The organism is Robertmurraya sp. GLU-23 (assembly GCF_052983275.1).
On the sequence record NZ_JBRKCV010000014.1, the window covers coordinates 12,334 to 35,429 of the forward strand.

Here is a 23,096-nt window from a genome sequence, read left to right on the forward strand (position 1 = left end):
CACTGGCATAGTCCTTTGAAAATTTATATAAGTGTCATGAGTGCTCCACCAATTACACCCGTCACAACAACGATCCATGGAGGTAGCTTCCAGTAAACAAGCATACTGAATAAAATAGCCGCAAATGCAAAATCAATTGGAGCTAATATGGAACTCGTCCAAATAGGTTGATAGAAGGCAGAAATTAGAATGCCTACCACGGCTGCATTCACCCCCATTAATGCTCCTTTTATTTTAGGGTTACGACGTAAGGAGTCCCAAAATGGTAAAGCTCCCAGCACTAGAAGAAAGGCAGGTAAGAAGATGGCAAAAGTGGCTAATAATCCACCTTGCGGGCCGCTTATAACCGTTCCTAAATAAGCAGCAAAGGTAAAGAGAGGACCAGGTACTGCTTGTGTAGCACCATAACCCGCTAAAAATGCCTCTTCCGTTAACATTCCAGTTGGAACAAATTCGCGTTCTAGTAGTGGTAACACCACATGTCCACCACCAAATACTAAAGAACCTGATCGATAAAAACTATCAAACATAGCAACCCAATGAAGTGATGTGGCCTCTCTTAAAATTGGGAGCAATAGTAAAAGACTAAAAAATACTAGTAAGGTAAGGACTCCAAAACGACGACTAATTGGAAATGCCATCTTTTGTTCATGTGTATCTGTTTGTTGTCTGTAAAGAAAAAAACCAAGAATTCCCGCAATGAAGATTACTCCAACCTGAGTAAAGGCTGTTTGCCAAAGGAGAGTTACAACAAGAGCAAATATTGCTAGTGCTTTTCTTTTTAAATCAGGAGTTAAATTGTTTGCCATACCTACTATCGCATGTGCAACGACTGCAACAGCAACAATTTTTAATCCATGTATCCAGCCTGCTTCACCCACTTCAAATTCACGAAGTAAAAGGGCAAATATCATAAGGGCTACAACCGAGGGAAGAGTAAAACCGATAAATGATACAATTCCTCCAAGAACTCCAGCCCTCATGACACCAATCCCAATACCAACTTGGCTACTTGCTGGACCAGGTAGGAATTGACATAGTGCGACTAAATCAGCATAACTTTTTTCATCCAGCCACTTTCTTTTGCGAATATATTCATTGTGGAAATAACCTAAATGGGCGATTGGCCCCCCAAAGGATGTTAATCCTAATTTGGTAGAAACAATTAGGATTTCCAATAATGATTTTAGTTGATTCATTATCTCACCTCTAAATTTAATCTTTGATTTCTTTGAATAATTCATAAGCCTTTTTTCTAGCTTCGTCTAAAATTTGTATGCCCTTCTCGGTTGTTGAATAATACTTTCGTATTTTCCCTTGAACGTTTTTCTCTTCTTTTGATAGTAATCCATCTTCTTCCATGGAATGAAGAATAGGGTAGAGAGTACCAGAGCTAATATTGTAGCCATGTTCCTTTAGCTCCTCTAGCATCCACACACCAAAGATAGGTTTTTCCTTGGCATGATGCAAAATATGAATGTGAATAAATCCAAGAAAAAGTTTCCTTAATACTTTGTCTTCCAAAGGTTCACCTCCAAATTATCAATATAGGAAACCGATATTGACTTTCGATACCGATTATAACAGTAATCCCTAGTATTTCTTTTCATCACAAATAATATTTACAAAATCTTAACATTGTTAGGATGCTTGCTAGCTTGATAAGTTATTATTTGCGGATAGGCAATGCCACACAAAATAACCAGAACACCTGACCATTGTATCCATGTCACTTGTTCTTGAAGTACCCAAACAGAAGCCATTACCGCTACAGGGAGTTCTCCTGCACTAAGAATACTAGTAAGTGTGGGGCTAATCTTAGGTGCACCTAAAGAGAAAAGTAGGATTGGAATAACTGTTCCGAAAGCACCTAAAAGGAAACTGTAATACCCTATACCATCACCGAATGAAGATAATAATATTTTAGGTGTGAAAATGGTTAATAGGATTAATAAACCACCAGTAGATATGTAGAAGCTTCGTGTAATTAAAGGGAGTTGAGTTTCAACTTTTCCACTTAATAATATAAATAAGGTCATCATTACAGCAGCAAGTAAACCAAAAAATATTCCTAGCATATTTATTTCATCAATATTACCTCCAACCATTCCACCTGCTAAAAAAGTGCCGGCTAATAATAATACGATAGATACAAGGGTGGATTTGGTCGGCCATTTTTTTGTGGCTATGGAATGAATCAATATTCCCATCCATGTGAATTGAAAAAGTAAAATAATTGCTATTGAGGCTGGAATCGTTTGTAGAGAATAGTAGTAAAAAACTCCAGTCAATGCCGTACATGCTCCAACTGCAGCCAGACGAATAAACTGTTTCAAACTTATTTTTTGTCTGGAGAAGATAATCATTAAGATAAGCATAATTGCCCACCCAAAACCATATTGGCCGGTTGTTACTTCACGAAAAGTAAACCCTTCTTTATAAGCCAATTTCACAATCGTTGATAATATACCGAAGGAACATGCTCCTAGAAAAACATAAACAGAATTCAGGACCAAACGTAACAAGTTAGAACCCCTCCTAAAAAAATATAAAGAACCCATCTTTATTGTTTTAGTTTCCAGAAAACAATAAAAATGGGTTCTTTGAGTTAACAAAATTATACTTTTTATATAGGGATTGTGACAAGGAATATACTTCTATTTTTATAGATTATGAGGAGGAAACAAGCTTTTATCATTCATATCAAACGGTAATTACTACTTTACCTTGTGCATGACCTTCAGAAAAATAATTAAAAGCATCAGTAATCTCACTTAACGTATATGTTCTATCGATAACTGGCTTCACGCTACCTGCTTCCAGTAATTTTTTCATATAGATTAAGTCGTTTTTATTGGCTCTCTGAAGCATATTTCCAACTTTCTTCTTTCCTATGATCGATGTCCAAGGTGCTTGTAGCATGGTTTGAAATAACTGTTCTTCAGAACCTCCGACATGAAGAAAGAAGCCTTGTGGATTCAATGCTCTCTTATATACAGATAAGGGTTGACCTCCATTCACACCTAATATCAAATCATACTTTTCCTGAGATTGGGAGAAATTCTCTTTCTGATAATCGATGACATGGTCAGCGCCTATCAACCGTAGAATTTCCACATTTCTTGAGCTACATACTCCGGTAACCTCTGCGCCAAGAGATTTTGCTAATTGCACAGCAAATGTTCCGACACCACCCGATGCACCGTAAATCAACACTTTTTGTCCGGGTTGAATTTTCCCTTTATTACGTAAAGCTTGCAAAGCAGTAACTCCAGCCATAGGAACTGCTGCTGCTTCCTCAAAGGTCATATTTTTCGGTTTTAACACAAGAGCTCCTTCAGGAACGCATACATATTCAGCAAATCCACCCCAGCCGTAGGCAGATAGATCACCGAACACCTCATCACCAGGTTGAAATTGTTTTACTCCAGTGCCTACAGACTCAACTACACCAGCAATGTCGCCTCCAGGTATGGAGTATTTCGGTTTGAATAAACCAAAAGCTAATCGAGCCAAATACGGTTCGCCTTTTAGAAGAACTAGGTTTCCATAATTTACGGAAGAGGCATGTATTTTCACTAACACTTCCTCGTCCTTAGGAACAGGTTTATGTACCTCTTTTAATAAAAGTACATCAGAGTCACCATATTTTGTACAAACAACTGCCTTCATATAAATTCCTCCCATTAATCAATCAAACAAACTAAGGTAAAAAATCTATAACTAAATGATATTCCAATAGAAAGGTATTAAAAACCAAACCGGTTCTTTTTAACAAACAAATGGAGCGGAATTAAAAAAATTCAAATTTTTATAAATCCCTAGTTTACAGGTAGGGATAGTGTGGATTATAGTATAGGAACTAAGTTACTTAAAAAAGTTGGAGGCTATGAAATGAAAAAATTTATTGTTTTTGCGTTTATTGGTTTATTTGCACAACTAATTGACGGCGCATTAGGAATGGCGTACGGGGTGACGTCCTCATCGATGTTACTTGCCTTTGGTATTGCACCAGCTGTTGCATCCGCATCGGTTCATTTAGCAGAAGTGGTAACAACGGCTGCATCTGGAGCTTCTCACATTAAATTTGGGAATGTTGATAAACAAACTGTAATCAGACTTGTCATACCTGGATCGATTGGAGCATTTTTAGGTGCTACATTTTTGAGTAATATTCCTGGTGACCTTGCAAAACCCTATATTTCTATTTTTTTACTTGCCCTAGGGGTATATGTTTTAGCTAGATTTCTATTTATGTTTAAAGTTGGAGAACAGAAAAATAATATTGGATTATCAAGAAAAAAATCCATTCCACTAGGATTGATCGCAGGTTTTGCTGATGCAACTGGTGGAGGAGGCTGGGGGCCCATTGCAACTCCTGTATTACTATCTCAAAAAGGAATCAGTGCACGTAAAGTAGTTGGTACAGTTGATACTAGTGAATTTGCAATTGCTGTATCTGCCACACTTGGATTTTTACTCTCTCTAGGATGGGAGCAAGTAAACTGGCTGTGGGTTGGAGCATTGATGTTGGGTGGATTAATTGCTGCACCGATTGCTGCCTGGTTAGTACAAAAAATACATGCGCAACTAATGGGTGTACTTGTAGGTGGATTTATTATCCTTGTTAACTCTAGAACTCTTGTAACAACATGGATTGATCAAACAAGTGTTTATCCATTTGTTTACGCAGGTATTTCTGGTATTTGGATTGCTTCTATTGTATATATCGTATATAAAATCAAAAATACAAATACAAATGCAAGTGAAGTATTAAATTAAGTTTTGTCCCCCTAAAAGACTACAAAGTATTCATTTTTATAGGCAAAAGTCGACTGATTTAATCAACAATTCATTTTTTATGATAATATGTTGACTAGAACACTCGACTATTTAAATGAATGAATAAGGATGAATGAGGGGGCAAACAGTATGAAAGTTTCAAGTAAGGGAGAATATGCCCTAAGAGCATTACTAGTTCTTGGAGAACATCATGGGAAAGTAATATCGATTCAAGAAATTTCAGATAAAACTCTAGTTACAGTAAGTTATTTAGAACAAATTTTATTAAAGCTAAAAAAATTAGGGTATTTAGAAAGTAAAAGAGGTACAAATGGCGGATATATCCTAAAACGGGAAACAAGGGACATAAACATTGGTGAAGTCATTCGGGTGTTAGAGGGGCCACTTTCTCCTATGGGATGTGCATCCATTACGAAATATGAACCATGTCAATTAGAACCTGCATGTCAACTAAAACCGCTCTGGTCGCTTGTAAGAGACACCATCGCGTACGTGTTAGATCAAACAACTTTAGAGGATTTATTGGAGAATCGATTAACTTTGAACAAAGGGGATGATTTTCTTGCTTTCAAAAGGACAAATTGATGAGCAAGTACTAGAAAAAGTGAAGATTTCACTCGAGAACCTATAAATACATGCCGATCGGACAACCGTAGGCTCCTGTTAGTTAACTGTTCATGAACATGGACGTTTCTAAGGGGGCTTTTTATTTTATTCATAAAAACTTCAGTTTAGTTTTCTAAAACACAGTAGTAAGACTTGTTGGTAAATGAATAAACTAAACTGGAGGTATGGAGGATGTCAAAACAATTAAGATTAGCAGTAGAAAAAAGAAAGAATTATTTAATTAATTATTTAATCAAAGCAGGAATCTACAAAAAGAACGAGCAACATTTATTTGAACTAACACTTACAGACTTAGAGTTAGAGTATAAAAAGTGGAACCGAAATCGTAAGGAATAAGTATGGACCTTCGTTAAGCGAAGGTCTATATTTTTTGAGATAACTCATTAGTGAATGATCATGGGTAACACGCCTATAGGAATTGAATATTATTTAATATACAACAGTAAGGAGTATGTTATGGACGATCAGGTTAAAGAAATATATGGAGCGGTGGTAGCGGCAATAGGTACCATACTGTCAGCGGTTGCAAGCTACCCATCGGAAAGCACTAGGATTATTGACTTATATAAAGATTTTGATATTGTTGGAAATACTCTACAAGCAGTGGGTAATGCACTTCAAGCAGATGGCCAAAAGGAGCCTTCTCTTGAGAAACTGGGAAATGAAATTCAGTCAATTGGAAATAGCACAGTACTTGCTGGACTTGTATGGAATATAGAAGATGATATTGAAGAGAAACTAGTCATTACAGGTAATTGGCTGCAAGCGCTAGGTGGGGCAGTGGCTTTGGGGGATGAATTTAAAGATCCAACTGCAGCTGGTCAAATTTACAATATAAATGGGAACTTACTACAGTCTATAGGGAACTCTCTTCAAGCTATCGGTGGTAGCATTAATCTTAAGGAAAAGCAGCTTTCAAAAGGGGAGGTGTCGACTTCCTCGGGAGATTCTATTATTTTTGCAGGAAGTTGGATTCAAGCAGTTGGTTCCGTTCTCTCGGTAATTGGTCAAGTAAAGGAGGAAAGTTAGAGAAATAAGATAAGGGGTGTTCAGTTAACTTGACACCCCCAGTATTTTTTGGGATTACCTACTTAAAAGTAGTAATTTAATCCCCAATCCAGCAAAAATAGTTCCTTTAAAGTAATTTATAATGTTAGATACCAAAGCATTTCCACTCAATTTGTCTCTTAAACGTGAAGAGAATAATGAAACAATAAAAAAGACAATAAAAGTTTCAATAATAAAGATCATCCCTAAGTAAAAGATTTGAAACGATTCATCCCCCGTACCTACGTGCACAAACTGTGGTAAAAAGGTTAAAAAGAAAATAGGCATTTTTGGATTAGCAATATTCGTTATAAAACCTTTTCTAAAAAAGCCCTTTAATGGAACACCATCAGGTTCCAATTGCGTAGGTTCACTTTTTTCACGAAAAGATTGAATAGCTAAGAATAGTAAATAAACGGCTCCACCATATTTGATTACCTCAAAAACAAAGGGTGATTTTTGAACAATAATGGACAAGCCAAACGCAGCAAGTAAGGTATGAATAAATGTTCCCGTTAAAGAACCTAATATCGTACGGACTCCTGCTTTTATACCTGATGAAATACTTTGTGTAAGAACAAAGATCATATCGGGACCAGGTATTAGAATGATAGATAACGACATGCAAATATAGAAAAACATCGTATTACTCCTTCAATTTTCTTTTTTACATATTAAAACATAGAAAAAGAAAATCTCTCAAGAGAGTCTACTAATGTGTTAGCAATCTACCAAACTAAAGAAAGTGTCTAGCTTTGCCTATGTACCTCACGTGCGAGAGATTCTAAAATATACACGACAGGCACTTGAGTGGTAATATTGGCTTTTTCATAAATTTCTTCTGTCACGTAATAGGCAATGTTTACATCAGATATTTTGGCAATCGTTGAACGTGTGTTATTAGTAAGGCTAATAATGGTACTTCCTTCTTGCTTTAATTGGTTCAAGTGTTCAATTGTAAAAAAGTTTTCACCAGACACGGATAGCGCGATCGTCACGCTTTTATCGTGGTGTTTGGAATGAAGCTGTAAGAAGGGATCCTTTATATAAAGTGAAAATTTCCCTAAACTCGAGAAATATCGAGCTCCATATTCAGCAACAATCCCTGAACTACCACTTCCGATAAAAAGAACATGATCCGCTTCTGCAATTAGCTTTGCTGCCTCGATAATTTTATCTTCTAAATCACGATTTAATGTCCGCTCGAAAAACTCAACTACTAAATGGTCTGAGTTCTTTAATGTTGCTTTTTTCTCTTCGCCTAGATGCATTTTAAGCTTCACTTTAAACTCTGAAAAACCTTCACAATGTAGTTTACGGCAAAAACGTAATATGGTTGCTGTAGAAACATGTGTTTCATCGGCTAATTCACGTATTCTCATATAGGCAACTTTCTCACCATGTTGGCAAACATAATTATATATAGATGTTTCTAATTCATTGAATGATTTAATGACCTCATTTGTAAACATGAAAGGGGACCTCTCCTTAGAAAAAGCAACTTTAAAATCATACTTTATTAAATGTAACATAGTGTTACAAGTTTGTAACGTTTAACAACCGTTGTTATTAAAAACTAGATACTCCACAAATATTTACTATCAGACTAATTAAAATTACTATATTCCTATAAACTAACTAATGTCATTTTAGAGAACAGGCTAGGAGGAACAATCATGAAAAACAATCAATTCCCAGAAGGGTTTTTATGGGGTGGAGCTACGGCTGCAAACCAATTAGAAGGTGCATACAACGAAGGTGGCAAAGGATTATCTATTTTTGATATGGTACAATTTGTACCAAAAGAAGAACGTGGTAATGATATCGAGATGGACGTGAAAAGCAAAAAAGAACTAGAAAATCTTTTATCAGGTAAAGGTGGAGATAACTTCCCTAAACGTCGTGGAATCGACTTCTACCATCGTTATAAAGAAGATATTGCTTTGTTTGCGGAAATGGGCTTTAAAACATTCCGTATGTCTATCTCTTGGCCTCGTATATTTCCAAACGGTGATGATAGAGAGCCAAATGAAGAAGGACTAGCTTTCTATGACAAGGTATTTGATGAGTTATTAAAGTATGGAATTGAGCCACTTGTCACTTTATCACATTACGAAATTCCACTTAGCTTAGTACAAAATTACAATGGTTGGGCAGATCGTCGTGTAGTTGATTTATTTGTAAATTATGCTGAAACTGTATTCAATCGTTATAAAGGAAAAGTAAAATACTGGTTAACTTTTAATGAGATCAATATCTCTACACTTTCTCCGTATATCGGAAGCGGAATCTTAATTGACGAAGTGGAGCATAAGGAACAAACGGTATATCAAGCTCTACATCATCAATTTGTTGCTAGTGCAAGAGCGGTTAAAGCATGTCATGAAATTATTCCTGAAGCTATGATTGGATGTATGTTAGCTCGTATGGAAGTATATCCTGAAACATGTAGTCCAGATGATGTGTTAGAAGCACAAAAAGAAGATCAAATGAACTTATTCTTCACTGATGTTCAAGTTCGTGGGTACTATCCAAGCTATATGTTGAGCTATTTTGAAGAAAATGATATTAAAATTAACATGCTTCCTGGAGACGAAGAAATTTTACTACAACATCCAGTAGACTACCTATCATTCAGCTACTATATGTCTATGGTTGCTAGTGGGGCACCAGGCAAGAAAAAGGAAAAAGGAAATTTCTTTAGTGGAGTGAAAAATCCTTACTTAGAGTCTTCGGATTGGGGATGGCAAATCGATCCTAAGGGCTTACGTATCACGTTAAAGAAAATGTACGATCGCTATCAGGTACCTTTATTTATTGTTGAGAATGGTCTTGGCGCATACGATAAAGTAGAAGAAGATGGTTCTATTAACGATGATTACCGTATTGATTATTTACGTGCTCATATTGAGCAAATGAAAGAAGCTATTAAAGAGGGCGTAGATCTAATTGGTTACACAAGCTGGGGCTGTATTGATTTAATTAGTGCAAGTACATCAGAAATGTCTAAACGATATGGTTTTATCTACGTAGACCAAGATGATTACGGCAATGGTACATTAGCAAGAAGCAAGAAGAAATCGTTTGATTGGTATAAAAAGGTGATTGCTTCCAATGGGGAACAATTATAAAACCAATACTATATTAAAGATAAGGCATCTCAATTTTGGGATGTCTATTTTTATATCATACATTCTTTTCTTTACTTTTATTCAGTGAAAGAACGTTTTTTGGGTATTATTTCATCTTATATATTATGAGCTTCTGCCAAAAATACTTTGTGACAGGATCAAAAGAAATAGGGGGATGTAAATGTTCTACCATATAAAAGAACTGCAATATAACGCAAAACCAAGTCAGCCAGACCCAGTTTATGCAAAAAAATTACAAGAGATACTCGGTGGACAATTTGGAGAAATCTCTGTTATGATGCAATATTTATTCCAAGGATGGAACTGTCGCGCAGAAAGTAAGTATCGAGATATGTTATTAGATATTGGAACCGAAGAAATTGCGCATGTAGAAATGATTGCAACAATGATTGCACAATTATTAGACGGCGCACCGGCACATGACCAGGAACAAGCAGCAAAGGATCCAGTAATAGAAGCTGTACTTGGTGGGATGAATCCTCAACATGCCATTGTAAATGGACTGGGCGCGCAACCAAACGACAGTGTCGGATATCCATGGACAGCTCGTTACACGATAGCAAGTGGAAACTTGTTAGCAGACTTTCGTGCAAACTTAAATGCAGAGTCACAAGGAAGGCTTCAGGTGTGCCGTCTGTACGAAATGACAACAGACCCTGGAGTCCGTGATATGCTATCTTTCTTGATTGCTCGTGATACCATGCACCAAAATCAATGGATGGCAGCAATTGAAGAGTTAGAAAAAACTCAGGGAGCAATAGTTCCAAGTACTTTTAATCAAGAATATGAAAAACAAGAAGTATCCTACTCATTCATGAACTTCTCTGAGGGAGAAGATAGTCGGTCAGGTAGATGGGCAAATGGCCCAACATTTGATGGACAGGCTAGTTTTGAATATGTTCAAAATCCGCAAGCAATGGGTCAAAAACCAGAACTTAAACCAGGACCAGCCTATATACATGGAACACCTCCACTAGATATGAGAATCATTCAAGGTGCCGGAAAAATGGAGCCAAACACCTTTATGAATAACCAACCTCTTCAGTAAAAGTACTAAGAATTAAACTTTATTTTAGCATGGGTCTGGTGTGACACCGGGCCCTTGCTTTTTATTTTGCCCAGAATATTACTATTTCTCATTTCAAAAAAGGAATAAAATGGTATGATAAAAGCGAATAATTAACCAAAAGGAGTAATGATGACATATCTTTTAGATCAAAAAAATAATGTATCAGCAGTTTTATTTCTTGTAGGTATTATTTTTATCTCATATGGTATGTGGCTTTGGACTGGAACAGTACTATTGCTGTTATTGATAGTTTCGAAGAACACAAATTTCCGGTTTTTAGCGTCCATTTTTATATGTTTTCTTGTTAGTTTAGTTATTTATCAATTAATGAATATGGTGATTGGCCAGTATGATTTTCAGAGTGAAACAAGAATTATTTTAAACCGGAGTTTATTGTTGATAATGGTAACGGGTTTATACACTGCTCATCGATTAAGTAAAAAGGAGTTCTTTTTTTACCATCACCGTCCTCAGTGGAGTCAAGTGATACAATTACCTTTTCACTCGATAAAGCTATCCAATTTATTGGTTGTCGTGGTTGTATCTTCTGGAGCAGCGTTTCTCCCATTTGTTTTACAAAAAGATCTGCTTACAAATAATTCATTCATTGTTTTTTGTATTTTATTTTCTCTTATTAACGCTACACTTGAGGAATGGATATGGAGGGGGATTTTATTATCATCCTTAGTTAAATATGTTGGGGTTTCTTATGCGCTGGTTGTTACAAGTATTGGATTTGGACTCATGCATCTGATCATTGGCATTCCATTTATTCTTTGTCTCTTCTTTTCATTAGGAGGACTTTTTTATGGAGTGATAGTTTTAAAAACAAATAGCCTTTTCCCATCTATTATTTTTCATATCGTGATCAATATAGGCATGGTGTTTAGTGGTTTTATTCTTTAATTTATTGGGGAATTTTATTAAAAAAGACTTTTAAATCGGATGGGCGATTGCTTATTGAGTAATCGTCTTTTTTTGTGAAATTATGGTAGAATAGTGGTGTTAAGTAAAAACTATTGGATTTGATAGTATTACATAGAAGAATTAAAACGGAGTGACAATATGACAACAATTGCAGATATTGCTCGTATCGCTGGTGTTGCGAAGAGTACTGTTTCACGTTATTTAAACGGTGGATCGATTGGAGATGCGACAAAACTGAAAATAGAGAGAGTGATAAACGAGACGGGGTATGTTCCGAATACGTTTGCTCAAAGTTTAAAAGCAAAGAAGACAAGTATTATTGGAACCGTTGTTCCTCGGTTAGATTCTTTTGCTTCTGCAAGAACACTTATTGGGATTGACGAACAACTCCGAGAAGCTGGATGCCAGTTGGTCATCTCGAACACAAGTCAAGATGAAGAAAGAGAAATAGAGAGTCTTTATAGCTTTGCAAGACAAAAGGTAGCAGGAGTTATTTTGTTGGCGACTAAAATAACCGATCAGCATCTAGAAGCTTTTGAAAAAATTGATATTCCGATCCTACTAGTAGGCCAACAGCATGATGAAGTTTATAGTATCATTCATCAAGATTACGAAGCAGCAAAAACAATGGGAAAGCATGTTTTGGAGAAGGGCCATAGAAAAATAGCTTATTTAGGTGTAACTCCGAAAGATATTTCTGTTGGAGTTCAACGGAGAGATGGCTTCAAAGATGCAGTTTCGGGTATTGAAGGGTGCGAGGTCAAATATTATGAAACAGGGTTTGGAATGGGTGATGCTCTTTACCAAGCCACGCGAATTATTGACGATTTTAAGCCATCAATCATTGTTTGTGCGACAGATAATATTGCCCTAGGTGTTTGTAAAGCAGCCTTTATAAAGGGATTAGATATTCCAAAGGATTTATCTGTTACGGGGTTTGGGGGATATGAGGTAACAGAGTACATTCATCCAAGCCTCACGACTGTCAAATACGAATTTAAACATGCAGGAAAAATAGCTGCACAAAAAATGCTTAAATTGATTGAAGGGGAACAAATAGAAAAAATCACATACACAAATTTTAAATTAATTTCTCGTGGAAGCGTTGACAGTTTCATAAAACATGAATTATAATCAACTCATCGGAACCGGTTCCAAAACAAACACCTAGGAACCGGTGAAATAATACTTAAAAAAGGAACCGGTTCCATATTTTTTTAATCAATATTGGAATCGGTTCCACAATAGAATAAGGAGGAAATACCAATGAATTATTCATTAATTGCTGAGGAAATTCTTAAAGCTATTGGCGGCAAAGAAAATGTTTCAGCTGCTGCACATTGTGCAACAAGACTTCGACTAGTATTAGAGGATGAAAGCTTAGTAGATACAAATGTTCTTGAAGAAATGGATGTAGTAAAGGGAACGTTCTCAACTGGAGGTCAGTATCAGATTATCCTTGGTTCCGGAACGGTAAATGAAGTATATAAGGAGTTTACTAGATTAACAAATATAGAAGAAATGTCTACTAGCGACGTAAAGGACGCTGGATCAAAGAAAATGAATCCGCTTCAACGTTTTGTAAAGATGCTTTCGGATATCTTTGTACCTATTATCCCAGCGATTGTAGCTGGCGGTTTATTGATGGGGATTAACAATCTATTAACGGCTCAAGACTTATTTATCGCTGGAAAATCGCTTGTTGAAGCAAAGCCTGAACTTGCTGATTTAGCCGCACTTATTAATACGTTTGCGAATGCTGCATTTGTTTTCTTACCAATTTTAATTGGATTTTCAGCCACAAAACGTTTTGGTGGGAATCAGTATTTAGGGGCAGCTCTTGGAATGCTGATGGTTCACCCAGATTTATTGAATGGGTATGGTTACGGAGATGCTTTGTTAAATGGAACGATTCCGGTTTGGAATATTTTTGGATTAGAAATTGAAAAGGTCGGTTATCAAGGAAGTGTTTTACCAGTTCTTGCAGCATCGTTTATTTTAGCAAAGATTGAAAACGGTTTACGAAAAGTCATTCCATCTGCATTAGATAACTTATTAACGCCATTATTAACGATATTTGTTACAGGACTTTTAACTTTCACAGCAGTTGGACCGATTACACGTTCAGCAGGGAACTTACTAACGGATGGGTTAATTTGGTTGTATGACACGACTGGATTTATCGGGGGTGCGATCTTTGGACTTCTGTATGCGCCGATCGTTATCACAGGTATGCACCATAGCTTTATTGCGGTAGAAACGCAACTTCTAGCAGATATGGCTAAAACAGGCGGTTCTTTTATCTTCGTTATTGCTGCCATGTCAAATATTGCTCAAGGTGCATCAACACTGGCGGTTCTGTTAATTACGAAAAATGCCAAGACAAAAGGTGTTGCTTCAGCTGCAGGTATCTCAGCGTTACTCGGAATTACTGAGCCTGCTATGTTCGGAGTGAATTTAAAGCTGCGTTTTCCGTTTATCGGTGCCATTATTGGTTCAGCAGTAGGAGCAGCGTTTGTGACTCTATTTAAAGTAAAAGCGGTTGCTCTTGGTGCGGCGGGACTTCCTGGCATTATCTCTATTAAGCCGGGATCCATTATCTCTTATATCATCGGTATGGCTATTGCCTTTTCAGTAGCCTTTGCTATGACCTATGTATTAGGGAAGCGTGAGGAAAAGAAAGAAAAGAAAAAAAACGGGCTTAAAGCAGCTTAAGAGTGAAAAATGAGGAGGGCGAATCACGATTCTGATTCCCCTCTGTTTGCATAAGGAGAAGACTAACATGGAATGGACAAAAGAACGAAGATATCGAACGTTAGAAGAAGCAAGCCAGGAAGAAGTACTTGAATTGGAACAAAAAGTGAATAATTCAGTCTGGCGACAAACTTTCCATATACAACCGAATACAGGATTGTTAAACGATCCAAACGGTTTTTCCTACTTTAACGGAGAATATCATTTATTTTATCAGTGGTTCCCATTAGGACCGGTACACGGGTTGAAATATTGGTATCATGTGAAATCAAAGGATTTGGTGAACTGGGAAGATGCAGGAATTGGGATCAAGCCAGGTGACTATTTTGATAGTCATGGTGCTTACTCTGGGAGTGCTATCGAACATGAGGGGAATTTATATTTACTTTATACAGGAAACACGCGTGATAAGGACTGGGGAAGGAACCCCTATCAATGTTTAGCCGTGATGAATCAAGAGGGGGAAATAACAAAACTCCCTCCGGTTCTCTCTGAGGTACCAGAAGGATATACCGATCATTTTCGTGATCCGAAAATATGGAAAAAAGACAATCAGTTTTTTATGGTGATTGGAGCGCAAAGAACAAATGAAACAGGGTGTATCATCCTTTATCAATCAAATGATTTATTGAGTTGGTCCTTTAAAGGTGAAATGAAAACAGAGCTTCCTCAATTCGGTTATATGTGGGAATGTCCCGATTATTTTGAACTGGGAGATCAAGGAATTCTAGTTTTTTCACCACAAGGAATTGCTCCAAATGGTGATTGGTATCAAAATATTTATCAATCTGGATACTTGATAGGAAATCCACTTGATGTGGAGAATGGTTTATTTTCCCACGGAGAGTTTCAAGAACTGGATCGTGGCTTTGATTTCTACGCACCACAAACGATGGAGGATCATAAAGGGAGACGTATCTTAGTTGGATGGGTGGGGCTTCCGGAAATCGACTATCCGACGGATGTGGATGGTTGGGCTCATTGTCTATCCTTACCAAGAGAGCTAACCGAAAAAAATGGGAAACTACTTCAAAATCCAGTAAAAGAATTACAAGAGTTAAGAAAAAATGAAAAAAATATAGAGGATAATCTTCATGATGAAGGTAAATCCTACGTTGGATTCACCGGGACGACTTATGAGCTAATTACTGAATTTCAAAACCAAGATGCAAAAACATTTGGGATTGAATTTCGATCAGGAAAAAATGAAAAAACGATCATTACTTATGATACGATAGAAAAGAAGCTAGTCCTCGATCGAACACATTCAGGAACATCCTTTGCTACGTCTTATGGGTCAGTGAGAAAATGTATGCTGGACAGTAAGAGAATAAAGCTTCAGATGTTTGTTGATGTGTCCTCAGTTGAAATTTTCGTTAATGATGGAGAAGAAGTTTTTACCAGTAGGATCTTTCCTAGCGAAAAGAGTCAGGGAATCCGCTTTTTTGCTACAGGAGGGAAGGTTTCTTTTCAGGCAAAGAAATGGGATTTACAAACAAATCAGTAGAAAGAGGTAGCAAAATGGGGAAGTTATTTTCTATCGGAGAAGTATTAATTGATTTTATCCCTTTGGAAAAAGGAAAAGCATTAAAGGATGTTATTTCTTTTGAACGTGCACCAGGAGGAGCTCCAGCTAACGTAGCGGCAGCCGTTGCGAAATATGGTGGTTCCTCTTCTATGATTACTAAGCTTGGAGTAGATGCGTTTGGTGATTTTTTAGTAGAGAAGTTGGAGGAAGCCGGCGTAGAGACAGATAAGGTCAGCAGGACGTCAGAGGCCAATACAGGTCTTGCCTTTGTTTCTCTTCGACTGGACGGAGAGAGGGATTTTTCTTTTTACCGTAATCCATCTGCTGATTTACTGTTAGATGAAGCAGAAATTGATGAAAAGTGGTTCAATAAGGGAGACATTCTCCATTTTTGTTCAGTTGACTTAGTTGAAAGCCCAATGAAGCTGGCGCATACGAAAGCAATTCGGGCGATGAAAGAAAAAGGCGGGCTTGTTAGTTTTGACCCTAATGTAAGACTTCCTCTCTGGAAGGATGCAGAAGAATGCAAAAATACCATTTTGGCATTTATTCCAGAGGCTCATATCGTCAAAATTTCGGATGAAGAGCTCGAATTCATAACAGGAATAGCTGACGAAAAAACGGCCATTTCTTCTCTATTTCAAGGAGAGGTAAAAGCGATTATTTATACAAAAGGTGCTAACGGTGCAGAACTTTATGTAAATGGCAAAAAGTATGAATCTCAGGGGTTTAAGGCAAATGTTCAAGATACAACAGGTGCTGGAGATGCTTTTATTGGTGGATTCTTATACAAGCTTTTAGAAAATAACGCAAGCATTGAAGAATTAGGACAACTACTTGAGACAAAAGCAGAGGAATTACTTACTTTTGCGAATGCAAGTGGGGCGTTAACTACAGAAGGAAAGGGAGCGATCTCTGCTCTTCCTACAGTAGAGGATATTAATAAATTAATCAATAATTAGCGAAAAGGAGCTTGCTGTGGAATAGCAAGCTCCTTTTTGAATAGTGATTGAACATATTAAATTATCGAGTAATGACGATCGGTCCATTCTTAGTAAGAATGATGGTATGCTCACATTGAGCAACAAAGCTTTTTTCTGTGACGTATGTCCAGTCATCTCCTTCGTTTTGGAACACTTCCTCTTCTTGTGTGGAGATGAATGGTTCAAAAGCGATAACCATTCCATCTTTTAATAGTTCATCATCCCAAGTTTCATTGTAATTATAAATATGATCTGGGGCTTCATGAATTCTCCGTCCGATGCCATGACCAGTAAGATTTTTAATAACTGTTAATCCGTTCTTTCTGGCTACAGACATTACTGCTTTTCCGAGTCCACTCTTCTTTGAGCCAGGTTTTGCTTTCTTCAAGCCCATTTCGAATGCTTCTTTTGCTGTTTCACAAATCTTCGTAAGAATAGGGTCTCCCTCACCAACAACAAAGGAAATACCTGTATCGGCGAAATAGCCATTTTTAGAGCCGGACACATCAATGTTAACAATATCTCCTTCTTGTATCACACGCTTGCCAGGAATTCCATGTGCCACTTCTTCATTCACACTTATGCAAGTGTAGCCAGGAAAGTTATATTCACCCTTTGGTGCAGAAATAGCTCCGAGCTCTTCAAAAAGAACACCAGCCATATCATCAAGTTCTTGTGTAGTAATCCCTGGAACCGTCTTTTTTACCAATTCCTCACGAATCAAAGAAACAATTCTCCCAATTTCCTTCAATCCATTTATATCTTGATCTGTTTTTGCAATCATAATAAATCCCCTTCGATAAGATTAAATAAAAGTTCGATTGTTCTAGAATACCCTTTTCTCGCGGGAAAATCCACTTTTACTAATCGGAAGGCTAGTGAAAAAAGTTCTCTAAGAATACATAAAGTTAGCACCAGATACTAATAGTTAGTTATAATGAGTGTATATCTATTAATGAGGTGAAGGAATGAACGACTCGAGAGCACAAATCACTGCAGTGGGTTCATACGTACCAGAGAAAATACTAACAAATGAAGATTTAGAGCGGATGGTTGACACAAACAATGAATGGATCGTCAAACGCACGGGTATTAAGGAAAGAAGAATTGCAAGCGAACATGAGTATACCAGTGATATTTGTGTAAAAGCGGTAGAAAATTTAATCGAAAAAAATAACAAGTCTGTTCATGATGTAGACATGATTATTGTATGTACCATGACTCCGGATTTTAAAACTCCTAGTGTTGCTGCATTAGTCCAAGCTAAGCTTGGAATTCCTCATACCGGAGCGATTGATTTGAATGCGGCATGCGCAGGATTTACCTATGGTTTACACGTTGCCAATGGTTTAGTTACCGCTGGTTTGAATAAAAAGGTGTTGGTTATTGGTGCCGAAACGATGTCAAAGATAACTGATTTTACTGATAGAACCACTTGTGTTTTATTTGGTGATGGTGGGGGAGCGGTTCTTGTGGAATATAATGAAGATAGTCCAAGTTTCCTCTCCTCACATTTAGGTTCACAAGGGGAACTAGGGAAGAACTTATACTGTACCGATCTATCTGAGAGTATAAACGGAGAAAGCCTAACGGCAACAGGAAACATTACACAAAATGGGCGAGAAGTATATAAATGGGCTGTTAATACGGTTCCAAAAGGGATGTTGTCCGTACTAGAAAAAACAGAAATAAGCTTACAAGAAATTGATTGGTTTGTACCACACAGTGCGAATCTTAGAATCATTGAGTCCATTTGTGAAAGAAGCCAATTTCCGATAGAAAAAACACTAAAAAGCTTAGTGGAATACGGGAATACTTCTGCAGCAACAATCCCTCTTGCACTGGATAAAGGGGTAACGGAGGGGAAAATTAAACAGGGTGACATAATTTTGTTATATGGCTTCGGTGGAGGATTAACTCACGCCGGGGTGTTATTGGAATGGACGATTTAACAGGTTTCAGTTTGGGACGTTAATCTTAGGAGCTATGTAATTACATGAATGCTTTATTATTATTGAGGGAAGATATGTTGTAGGATGTCGAATCCTATTTGAGCACATGCTTAATAAAATTAAAAGTAGCATGGAGGGATTAACATGGGAAAAAAACATCGTGCACAAGCGAATCGCCCGAAAAAAAATAACCATATTCCAGCTGAAGCTATCGTTGCTGAACACGAAGCACATGCAAAAGAAAATTCTGCAAAAGGCAGAAAAAATACGTAGGGAGGCAATAGCCTCCCCAACATAATTAATCATTTGCTTCTGAAGTAAGAATAACCAGTTCATCATGATCTTTACTAGTCAGGTTGTCTGAGTAGACAAGATTTGTATGAAATCGATAGGTAATATTACTTGTGGTTGGTTGGAATTTATCTGTTATGACAAAAGTGAAAGGAAATTCGAGCGTTTCATTTTCACTTAATTGTTTAGACATTAAGATGGTTGTCACTTCTTCAACCGTATCGAAGCTTCCATCGTCGTATTCTTTAACTAAACTACATTCAAGCCTCTTAATTTTTTGAGTTTTTCGGCCCCCATGTAAATAAAAACAACCTGATATCGTCTCACCGATTTGTGCAGATGGCTGCTTGATTTTTAGGTCAACAGTAGGTGAACCGGCTTTAAGTAGAGTAGTAAATATATTAAACAATTGATACCCTCCATTTTATGGATAAACTAAAGTAAATAAAAGCCTCTATCATAAATGATAAAGGCTGGGTTTCATATATTTCCTTTACCAGATGGCAAAGGTCTCGCAAACAACAAATTCGTTGCCAGTTAGGCCGGTGATTGTAATCACGTAATGTCGACATAACTGTTAGCTACTCCCCTTTGGAGTAAATAAATTATTGTTCAGTTGTAACTAAGATGACTGTATAAGTATGATAATATATCAACTTAATTCGCGTCAATAGGATTTATTTTAGTCTGACCAATACGGTTATATATAAATTGATCAATGTATAATTCTTTGTATGTTCATACGTTAGAAAAATAAATTAGTTTCATTAATTTCTAAAAAATATTAGTTTTGAGATTAGATAAGAAGCCTTTAAAAAAAGACCATCTTCCTACTTAGATGGTCTACTGTTGTAGTAATTGTTTTAAAAAGTCAGCATGTCTTCGATTAGTATCAATGACTTCTTTAACAATTTGTTTGCTTTCTGGATCTAAGTCTCCTCTTACAAGTTCTTCTGAATAGTGTACACCATAATCATCTACACCTTTTAAGGCATCCTCAAGGATATCTTTAGGGTCCTCTGAAAGCATCATGCGATGTAGATAGCCTTGCATGGCTCCTGTTATCCCTTCGCTATCAGCTGGTACACCACTTAAATTTTGAATCCGTTCAGCAAGTATTTGGGCATTGTGCTTTGTTTCCTGTTGCATTGACTGAAAATGCCTTCTGAGTTCCTCATCAGCGACCTTTTCAATATAGTGCTCCATCGAGCGGATCCCCATGTAAGAACCCTTTAATAGGGCATTTAGTTCTGCAATTACTGTCTCATTTTTCATAAAAGCACATCCTTTCATTCTATTTTTAGGAGTTCCTCTTGAAATATTCGTCTTTTTACTAAAAAAGGATAACTTATCCTTATCAACGAATTTGTGTGCTTTTATAGAATATATTTTAATAAGGTATTGGCAACTAGCTCCACTTCTTAATGCGTTCAATATTGTCTAAATAATGGGAGACAATGTCTAAAAACGAATAGCGAGAATCACCAATTAGGTATTCAATTGAGTTCTCATCTCCGATGTCATTGTTTCTTGTGTGACTGAAACGTGGCTTCACATGGTTATTTTGAATTAATGCTTTTGCAAGCTCAATGGCTAATTTTTTATTTTCGTTCACTCAAACCACCTCCAAGATAATAAATACCTATTAACGGGTTGTCCATTATATGACAGGTCAAAATATTTTATTAACTTGAATGATTGTGATACCCTAACAAAATAGATTTCAAGATAGATAGGGGGCTGAATATGGAAAAAGAATGTGAAATTGTTGATGAGCTCCTGTCCCATATAACTATTACTTCGAATCCAAATAATCAACCCGTTTCAATTCATGGGAATGTTAAAGAATTGAAGTGTATTGGTGTTGGTACGGATGCAGCTGTTTTTCAATATATTCAAGCACCAGCCTATGCATATAAACTGTTTGCTGATGATAAATTAGAAAAAATTCAGATAGAAGCAAAGGTGTATGAAAAACTGGGATCTTCTCCTTATTTTTCGACCTGCTATGAGGCTAGAGACCGGTATTTAGTTGTAAGTTATGAATCAGGCATCACACTTTACGAATGTCTTCAGCAAGGGATTCATATTCCATCACAGGTGATTCAAGAGGTGGATAAAGCGAGAGCTTACGCAAAAAACAAAGGATTAAATCCTCGAGATATTCACTTGAAAAATATTCTATTACAAGATGGTAAAGTAAAAATTATCGATGTATCTGAATATTTATTACCTGGAGATGATGGTCGTTGGGAGCATTTAAAAAGAGGATACGAGGAATATTATCGTTTAATAGATGGAAAAACCATTCCGGCCTGGTTGTTAGAAACGGTTAGAAAAAGCTATAACAATAGACAAACAACAAGTATTGAAGATTTCTTTAAGGATGTATTGAAGTTGAAGTGGTTTTAGGAGGAAGCATGAGCTTTCTCTTTTTTTATGAAGTAGTTTAAAAGAAATTTTGTGGAATATGAGTAAAATACGAACAATAAATGTTTACGGATGTTAAAAGTTCGTATATAATACATTTTGTTGTGATTTTTCATTCGTATATTCTTAGAAATATGGTCTAAGAGTCTCTACTAGGAACCGTTAATTCCTAACTACGAATGGGTAGGAGAAGTCTACCCATTTATAGTTAGGAATTTTTATTTTTTAGGAGGATTTATGGAACGCTTTTTTCAGTTAAAGGAATTAGGAACAAATGTAAAAACAGAGGTTCTCGCAGGAATCACTACCTTTTTTACGATGGTGTATATCATTTTTGTAAACCCTGCAATTCTCTCAGCGGCAGGAGTACCTTTTAATCAAGTGTTTGTGGCGACAATTGCCTCAGCCGTTATCGGTACGTTGATCATGGCTCTTTTTGCAAAATATCCTATCGCCATTGCTCCAGGGATGGGGATGAATGCTTACTTCACAAGTGTAGTAGCTGTTCATGGGATCAGTTATCAAGTTGTTTTTGGAACTGTGTTTTTAGCAGGTGTGTTATTTCTATTATTATCTTTTACGAAGTTGCGAGAAACATTAATTCATTCCATTCCGGCTTCTTTAAAATATGGGATTACATCAGGAATTGGTCTTTTCATTGCCTTTATCGGATTAAAAATGGCGGGAATTGTCGTTGCGAATCCAGGTAATTTAGTAGCTTTTGGGGATCTTCATCAACCGGTAACGATTTTATCTATCGTCGGATTGTTTGTAACACTTATTTTGATTGCACGAAAAGTGAATGGTGCATTGTTCATTGGAATGCTTGTAACAGCTGTGATTGGTTACTTTACAGGCGAATTAAAATTTGATGGAGTGGTTGCAACTCCACCACCAATGGTCTTTTTTGATATAGATATCATGGGTGTTTTCTCAAACGGATTGTATACGGTAGTTTTTGCCTTTTTACTTGTGACAATTTTTGATACAACTGGCACGATGATTGGTGTTGCAGAACAAGCTGGACTGATGAAGAACGGTAATCTTCCAAAGGTAAAATCTGCTCTAATGGCAGATGCGGTAGCTACAACAGTAGGATCAACCTTAGGAACAAGTCCATCAAGCGCGTATATTGAGTCATCAACTGGGGTAGCTGCTGGTGGGCGATCTGGTTTAACTTCAATGGTAGTGGCCATTCTGTTTTTATTGGCATTATTCTTTTCGCCTATTGTGTCTGCGATTTCATCACTACCTGCGATAACAGCTCCTACATTAATTATCGTTGGCTGTTATATGATGGAGGGGTTATCAAAAATCAACTGGAAGATCTTTGATGAAGCCTTTCCTGCGTTTGCCATCATTCTCACGATGCCATTAACAGCTAGTATTGCGACAGGGATCTCCATTGGATTCATTACGTATCCATTAATGAAATTGGTAAGCGGCAAAGGTAAAGAAGTTCATCCGATTTTATATGTTTTTGGAGTAATATTTATTGTGCAAATGATTTTCTTTCCTTCCCATTAATATACT

25 protein-coding genes and 1 riboswitch are annotated in these 23,096 nt (G+C 36.9%); of the genes, 15 read left to right on the plus strand and 10 right to left on the minus strand.

What is annotated here, in order from left to right:
* Window positions 1-23: 23 nt before the first annotated feature.
* The 4 genes from chrA to ACVBAX_RS18680 form a co-directional block, all read right to left on the minus strand.
* Window positions 24-1,199, minus strand: coding sequence for a chromate efflux transporter (gene chrA / locus ACVBAX_RS18665; protein WP_447118346.1), 1,176 nt, complete (start codon window positions 1,197-1,199; stop codon window positions 24-26).
* Window positions 1,200-1,215: 16 nt separating this feature from the next.
* Entirely contained in the window at window positions 1,216-1,524 is a 309-nt protein-coding gene (locus ACVBAX_RS18670) for a PadR family transcriptional regulator (protein ID WP_447118347.1), read from the minus strand.
* Window positions 1,525-1,622: 98 nt separating this feature from the next.
* Entirely contained in the window at window positions 1,623-2,525 is a 903-nt protein-coding gene (locus ACVBAX_RS18675) for an EamA family transporter (protein ID WP_447118348.1), read from the minus strand.
* A gap of 178 nt (window positions 2,526-2,703) precedes the next feature.
* Window positions 2,704-3,672, minus strand: a complete 969-nt coding sequence (locus tag ACVBAX_RS18680) for an NAD(P)-dependent alcohol dehydrogenase (RefSeq protein ID WP_447118349.1) — start codon at window positions 3,670-3,672, stop codon at window positions 2,704-2,706.
* 222 nt (window positions 3,673-3,894) lie between these two features.
* On the opposite strand from ACVBAX_RS18680, the gene ACVBAX_RS18685 reads away from it, so the two are divergent.
* The 4 genes from ACVBAX_RS18685 (at window position 3,895) to ACVBAX_RS18700 (ending at window position 6,459) form a co-directional block, all read left to right on the plus strand.
* Window positions 3,895-4,782 carry a sulfite exporter TauE/SafE family protein gene (locus ACVBAX_RS18685; RefSeq protein WP_447118350.1) on the plus strand — a complete coding sequence of 296 codons (888 nt, stop codon included), beginning with the start codon at window positions 3,895-3,897 and terminating at the stop codon, window positions 4,780-4,782.
* Window positions 4,783-4,932: 150 nt separating this feature from the next.
* Window positions 4,933-5,388, plus strand: a complete 456-nt coding sequence (locus tag ACVBAX_RS18690; protein ID WP_447118351.1) for an RrF2 family transcriptional regulator — start codon at window positions 4,933-4,935, stop codon at window positions 5,386-5,388.
* 213 nt (window positions 5,389-5,601) lie between these two features.
* Complete coding sequence (locus tag ACVBAX_RS18695) at window positions 5,602-5,766, plus strand: Fur-regulated basic protein FbpA (protein WP_119707909.1); 165 nt, start codon at window positions 5,602-5,604, stop codon at window positions 5,764-5,766.
* A gap of 120 nt (window positions 5,767-5,886) precedes the next feature.
* The gene (locus ACVBAX_RS18700) at window positions 5,887-6,459 is read left to right on the plus strand and encodes a DUF6944 family repetitive protein (protein WP_447118352.1); all 573 of its coding nucleotides are present in this window, start codon (window positions 5,887-5,889) and stop codon (window positions 6,457-6,459) included.
* Window positions 6,460-6,513: 54 nt separating this feature from the next.
* Here ACVBAX_RS18700 and ACVBAX_RS18705 read toward each other — a convergent pair whose 3' ends face one another.
* Entirely contained in the window at window positions 6,514-7,119 is a 606-nt protein-coding gene (locus ACVBAX_RS18705; RefSeq protein ID WP_447118353.1) for a LysE family translocator, read from the minus strand.
* A 107-nt stretch (window positions 7,120-7,226) separates the two neighbouring features.
* On the minus strand, window positions 7,227-7,949 hold the full coding sequence (locus ACVBAX_RS18710; RefSeq protein WP_447118354.1) for a MurR/RpiR family transcriptional regulator: 723 nt from the start codon (window positions 7,947-7,949) through the stop codon (window positions 7,227-7,229).
* Between the two features lie 204 nt (window positions 7,950-8,153).
* Here ACVBAX_RS18710 and ACVBAX_RS18715 point away from each other — a divergent pair, with 204 nt between their 5' ends.
* The 7 genes from ACVBAX_RS18715 to ACVBAX_RS18745 all read left to right on the plus strand — a co-directional run bounded on the left by ACVBAX_RS18715 (window position 8,154) and on the right by ACVBAX_RS18745 (window position 16,869).
* Window positions 8,154-9,608, plus strand: a complete 1,455-nt coding sequence (locus ACVBAX_RS18715) for a glycoside hydrolase family 1 protein (RefSeq protein WP_447118355.1) — start codon at window positions 8,154-8,156, stop codon at window positions 9,606-9,608.
* A gap of 181 nt (window positions 9,609-9,789) precedes the next feature.
* Window positions 9,790-10,677 carry a manganese catalase family protein gene (locus tag ACVBAX_RS18720; RefSeq protein WP_447118356.1) on the plus strand — a complete coding sequence of 296 codons (888 nt, stop codon included), beginning with the start codon at window positions 9,790-9,792 and terminating at the stop codon, window positions 10,675-10,677.
* 147 nt (window positions 10,678-10,824) lie between these two features.
* The gene (locus ACVBAX_RS18725; RefSeq protein ID WP_447118357.1) at window positions 10,825-11,604 is read left to right on the plus strand and encodes a CPBP family intramembrane glutamic endopeptidase; all 780 of its coding nucleotides are present in this window, start codon (window positions 10,825-10,827) and stop codon (window positions 11,602-11,604) included.
* Between the two features lie 159 nt (window positions 11,605-11,763).
* A complete protein-coding gene (locus ACVBAX_RS18730; RefSeq protein WP_447118358.1) occupies window positions 11,764-12,759 on the plus strand; it encodes a LacI family DNA-binding transcriptional regulator in 996 nt (331 codons plus the stop codon).
* Window positions 12,760-12,891: 132 nt separating this feature from the next.
* Window positions 12,892-14,340, plus strand: coding sequence for a sucrose-specific PTS transporter subunit IIBC (locus ACVBAX_RS18735; RefSeq protein WP_447118359.1), 1,449 nt, complete (start codon window positions 12,892-12,894; stop codon window positions 14,338-14,340).
* 67 nt (window positions 14,341-14,407) lie between these two features.
* Window positions 14,408-15,886: a glycoside hydrolase family 32 protein gene (locus tag ACVBAX_RS18740; protein ID WP_447118360.1), complete on the plus strand. Its 1,479-nt coding sequence runs from the start codon at window positions 14,408-14,410 to the stop codon at window positions 15,884-15,886.
* A gap of 14 nt (window positions 15,887-15,900) precedes the next feature.
* A complete protein-coding gene (locus ACVBAX_RS18745) occupies window positions 15,901-16,869 on the plus strand; it encodes a carbohydrate kinase family protein (RefSeq protein ID WP_447118361.1) in 969 nt (322 codons plus the stop codon).
* 61 nt (window positions 16,870-16,930) lie between these two features.
* Here ACVBAX_RS18745 and map read toward each other — a convergent pair whose 3' ends face one another.
* Window positions 16,931-17,674: a type I methionyl aminopeptidase gene (map, locus tag ACVBAX_RS18750; RefSeq protein ID WP_447118362.1), complete on the minus strand. Its 744-nt coding sequence runs from the start codon at window positions 17,672-17,674 to the stop codon at window positions 16,931-16,933.
* A gap of 184 nt (window positions 17,675-17,858) precedes the next feature.
* Between map and ACVBAX_RS18755 the strand changes: the two genes are divergently transcribed.
* Entirely contained in the window at window positions 17,859-18,842 is a 984-nt protein-coding gene (locus tag ACVBAX_RS18755; RefSeq protein ID WP_447118363.1) for a beta-ketoacyl-ACP synthase 3, read from the plus strand.
* 144 nt (window positions 18,843-18,986) lie between these two features.
* Window positions 18,987-19,115: a hypothetical protein gene (locus tag ACVBAX_RS18760; protein WP_276131208.1), complete on the plus strand. Its 129-nt coding sequence runs from the start codon at window positions 18,987-18,989 to the stop codon at window positions 19,113-19,115.
* A gap of 25 nt (window positions 19,116-19,140) precedes the next feature.
* Here the strand turns inward: ACVBAX_RS18760 and ACVBAX_RS18765 are convergent, their stop codons facing one another.
* From ACVBAX_RS18765 to ACVBAX_RS18775, 3 genes are all read right to left on the minus strand, one after another.
* Window positions 19,141-19,542, minus strand: coding sequence for a sporulation protein (locus ACVBAX_RS18765; RefSeq protein WP_447118364.1), 402 nt, complete (start codon window positions 19,540-19,542; stop codon window positions 19,141-19,143).
* 434 nt (window positions 19,543-19,976) lie between these two features.
* Window positions 19,977-20,408, minus strand: a complete 432-nt coding sequence (locus tag ACVBAX_RS18770; RefSeq protein ID WP_447118365.1) for a DUF2383 domain-containing protein — start codon at window positions 20,406-20,408, stop codon at window positions 19,977-19,979.
* A 133-nt stretch (window positions 20,409-20,541) separates the two neighbouring features.
* The gene (locus ACVBAX_RS18775) at window positions 20,542-20,748 is read right to left on the minus strand and encodes a hypothetical protein (RefSeq protein ID WP_430775494.1); all 207 of its coding nucleotides are present in this window, start codon (window positions 20,746-20,748) and stop codon (window positions 20,542-20,544) included.
* Between the two features lie 131 nt (window positions 20,749-20,879).
* On the opposite strand from ACVBAX_RS18775, the gene ACVBAX_RS18780 reads away from it, so the two are divergent.
* Window positions 20,880-21,545: a serine/threonine protein kinase gene (locus tag ACVBAX_RS18780; protein ID WP_430775495.1), complete on the plus strand. Its 666-nt coding sequence runs from the start codon at window positions 20,880-20,882 to the stop codon at window positions 21,543-21,545.
* 114 nt (window positions 21,546-21,659) lie between these two features.
* A riboswitch (purine riboswitch) is annotated at window positions 21,660-21,759 on the plus strand.
* 41 nt (window positions 21,760-21,800) lie between these two features.
* Window positions 21,801-23,090, plus strand: coding sequence for an NCS2 family permease (locus tag ACVBAX_RS18785; protein WP_430775496.1), 1,290 nt, complete (start codon window positions 21,801-21,803; stop codon window positions 23,088-23,090).
* The last annotated feature ends 6 nt before the right edge of the window (window positions 23,091-23,096 follow it).

Excerpts from the sequence above, each read along its gene's own strand:
- chrA (WP_447118346.1), bottom strand. The coding sequence starts at position 1,199 with ATGAATCAACTAAAATCATTATTGGAAATCCTAATTGTTTCTACCAAA.
- ACVBAX_RS18680 (WP_447118349.1), bottom strand. The coding sequence starts at position 3,672 with ATGAAGGCAGTTGTTTGTACAAAATATGGTGACTCTGATGTACTTTTA.
- ACVBAX_RS18685 (WP_447118350.1), top strand. The coding sequence starts at position 3,895 with ATGAAAAAATTTATTGTTTTTGCGTTTATTGGTTTATTTGCACAACTA.
- ACVBAX_RS18690 (WP_447118351.1), top strand. The coding sequence starts at position 4,933 with ATGAAAGTTTCAAGTAAGGGAGAATATGCCCTAAGAGCATTACTAGTT.
- ACVBAX_RS18695 (WP_119707909.1), top strand. The coding sequence starts at position 5,602 with ATGTCAAAACAATTAAGATTAGCAGTAGAAAAAAGAAAGAATTATTTA.
- ACVBAX_RS18700 (WP_447118352.1), top strand. The coding sequence starts at position 5,887 with ATGGACGATCAGGTTAAAGAAATATATGGAGCGGTGGTAGCGGCAATA.
- ACVBAX_RS18705 (WP_447118353.1), bottom strand. The coding sequence starts at position 7,119 with ATGTTTTTCTATATTTGCATGTCGTTATCTATCATTCTAATACCTGGT.
- ACVBAX_RS18710 (WP_447118354.1), bottom strand. The coding sequence starts at position 7,949 with ATGTTTACAAATGAGGTCATTAAATCATTCAATGAATTAGAAACATCT.
- ACVBAX_RS18715 (WP_447118355.1), top strand. The coding sequence starts at position 8,154 with ATGAAAAACAATCAATTCCCAGAAGGGTTTTTATGGGGTGGAGCTACG.
- ACVBAX_RS18720 (WP_447118356.1), top strand. The coding sequence starts at position 9,790 with ATGTTCTACCATATAAAAGAACTGCAATATAACGCAAAACCAAGTCAG.
- ACVBAX_RS18725 (WP_447118357.1), top strand. The coding sequence starts at position 10,825 with ATGATGACATATCTTTTAGATCAAAAAAATAATGTATCAGCAGTTTTA.
- ACVBAX_RS18730 (WP_447118358.1), top strand. The coding sequence starts at position 11,764 with ATGACAACAATTGCAGATATTGCTCGTATCGCTGGTGTTGCGAAGAGT.
- ACVBAX_RS18735 (WP_447118359.1), top strand. The coding sequence starts at position 12,892 with ATGAATTATTCATTAATTGCTGAGGAAATTCTTAAAGCTATTGGCGGC.
- ACVBAX_RS18740 (WP_447118360.1), top strand. The coding sequence starts at position 14,408 with ATGGAATGGACAAAAGAACGAAGATATCGAACGTTAGAAGAAGCAAGC.
- ACVBAX_RS18745 (WP_447118361.1), top strand. The coding sequence starts at position 15,901 with ATGGGGAAGTTATTTTCTATCGGAGAAGTATTAATTGATTTTATCCCT.
- map (WP_447118362.1), bottom strand. The coding sequence starts at position 17,674 with ATGATTGCAAAAACAGATCAAGATATAAATGGATTGAAGGAAATTGGG.
- ACVBAX_RS18755 (WP_447118363.1), top strand. The coding sequence starts at position 17,859 with ATGAACGACTCGAGAGCACAAATCACTGCAGTGGGTTCATACGTACCA.
- ACVBAX_RS18760 (WP_276131208.1), top strand. The coding sequence starts at position 18,987 with ATGGGAAAAAAACATCGTGCACAAGCGAATCGCCCGAAAAAAAATAAC.
- ACVBAX_RS18770 (WP_447118365.1), bottom strand. The coding sequence starts at position 20,408 with ATGAAAAATGAGACAGTAATTGCAGAACTAAATGCCCTATTAAAGGGT.
- ACVBAX_RS18780 (WP_430775495.1), top strand. The coding sequence starts at position 20,880 with ATGGAAAAAGAATGTGAAATTGTTGATGAGCTCCTGTCCCATATAACT.
- ACVBAX_RS18785 (WP_430775496.1), top strand. The coding sequence starts at position 21,801 with ATGGAACGCTTTTTTCAGTTAAAGGAATTAGGAACAAATGTAAAAACA.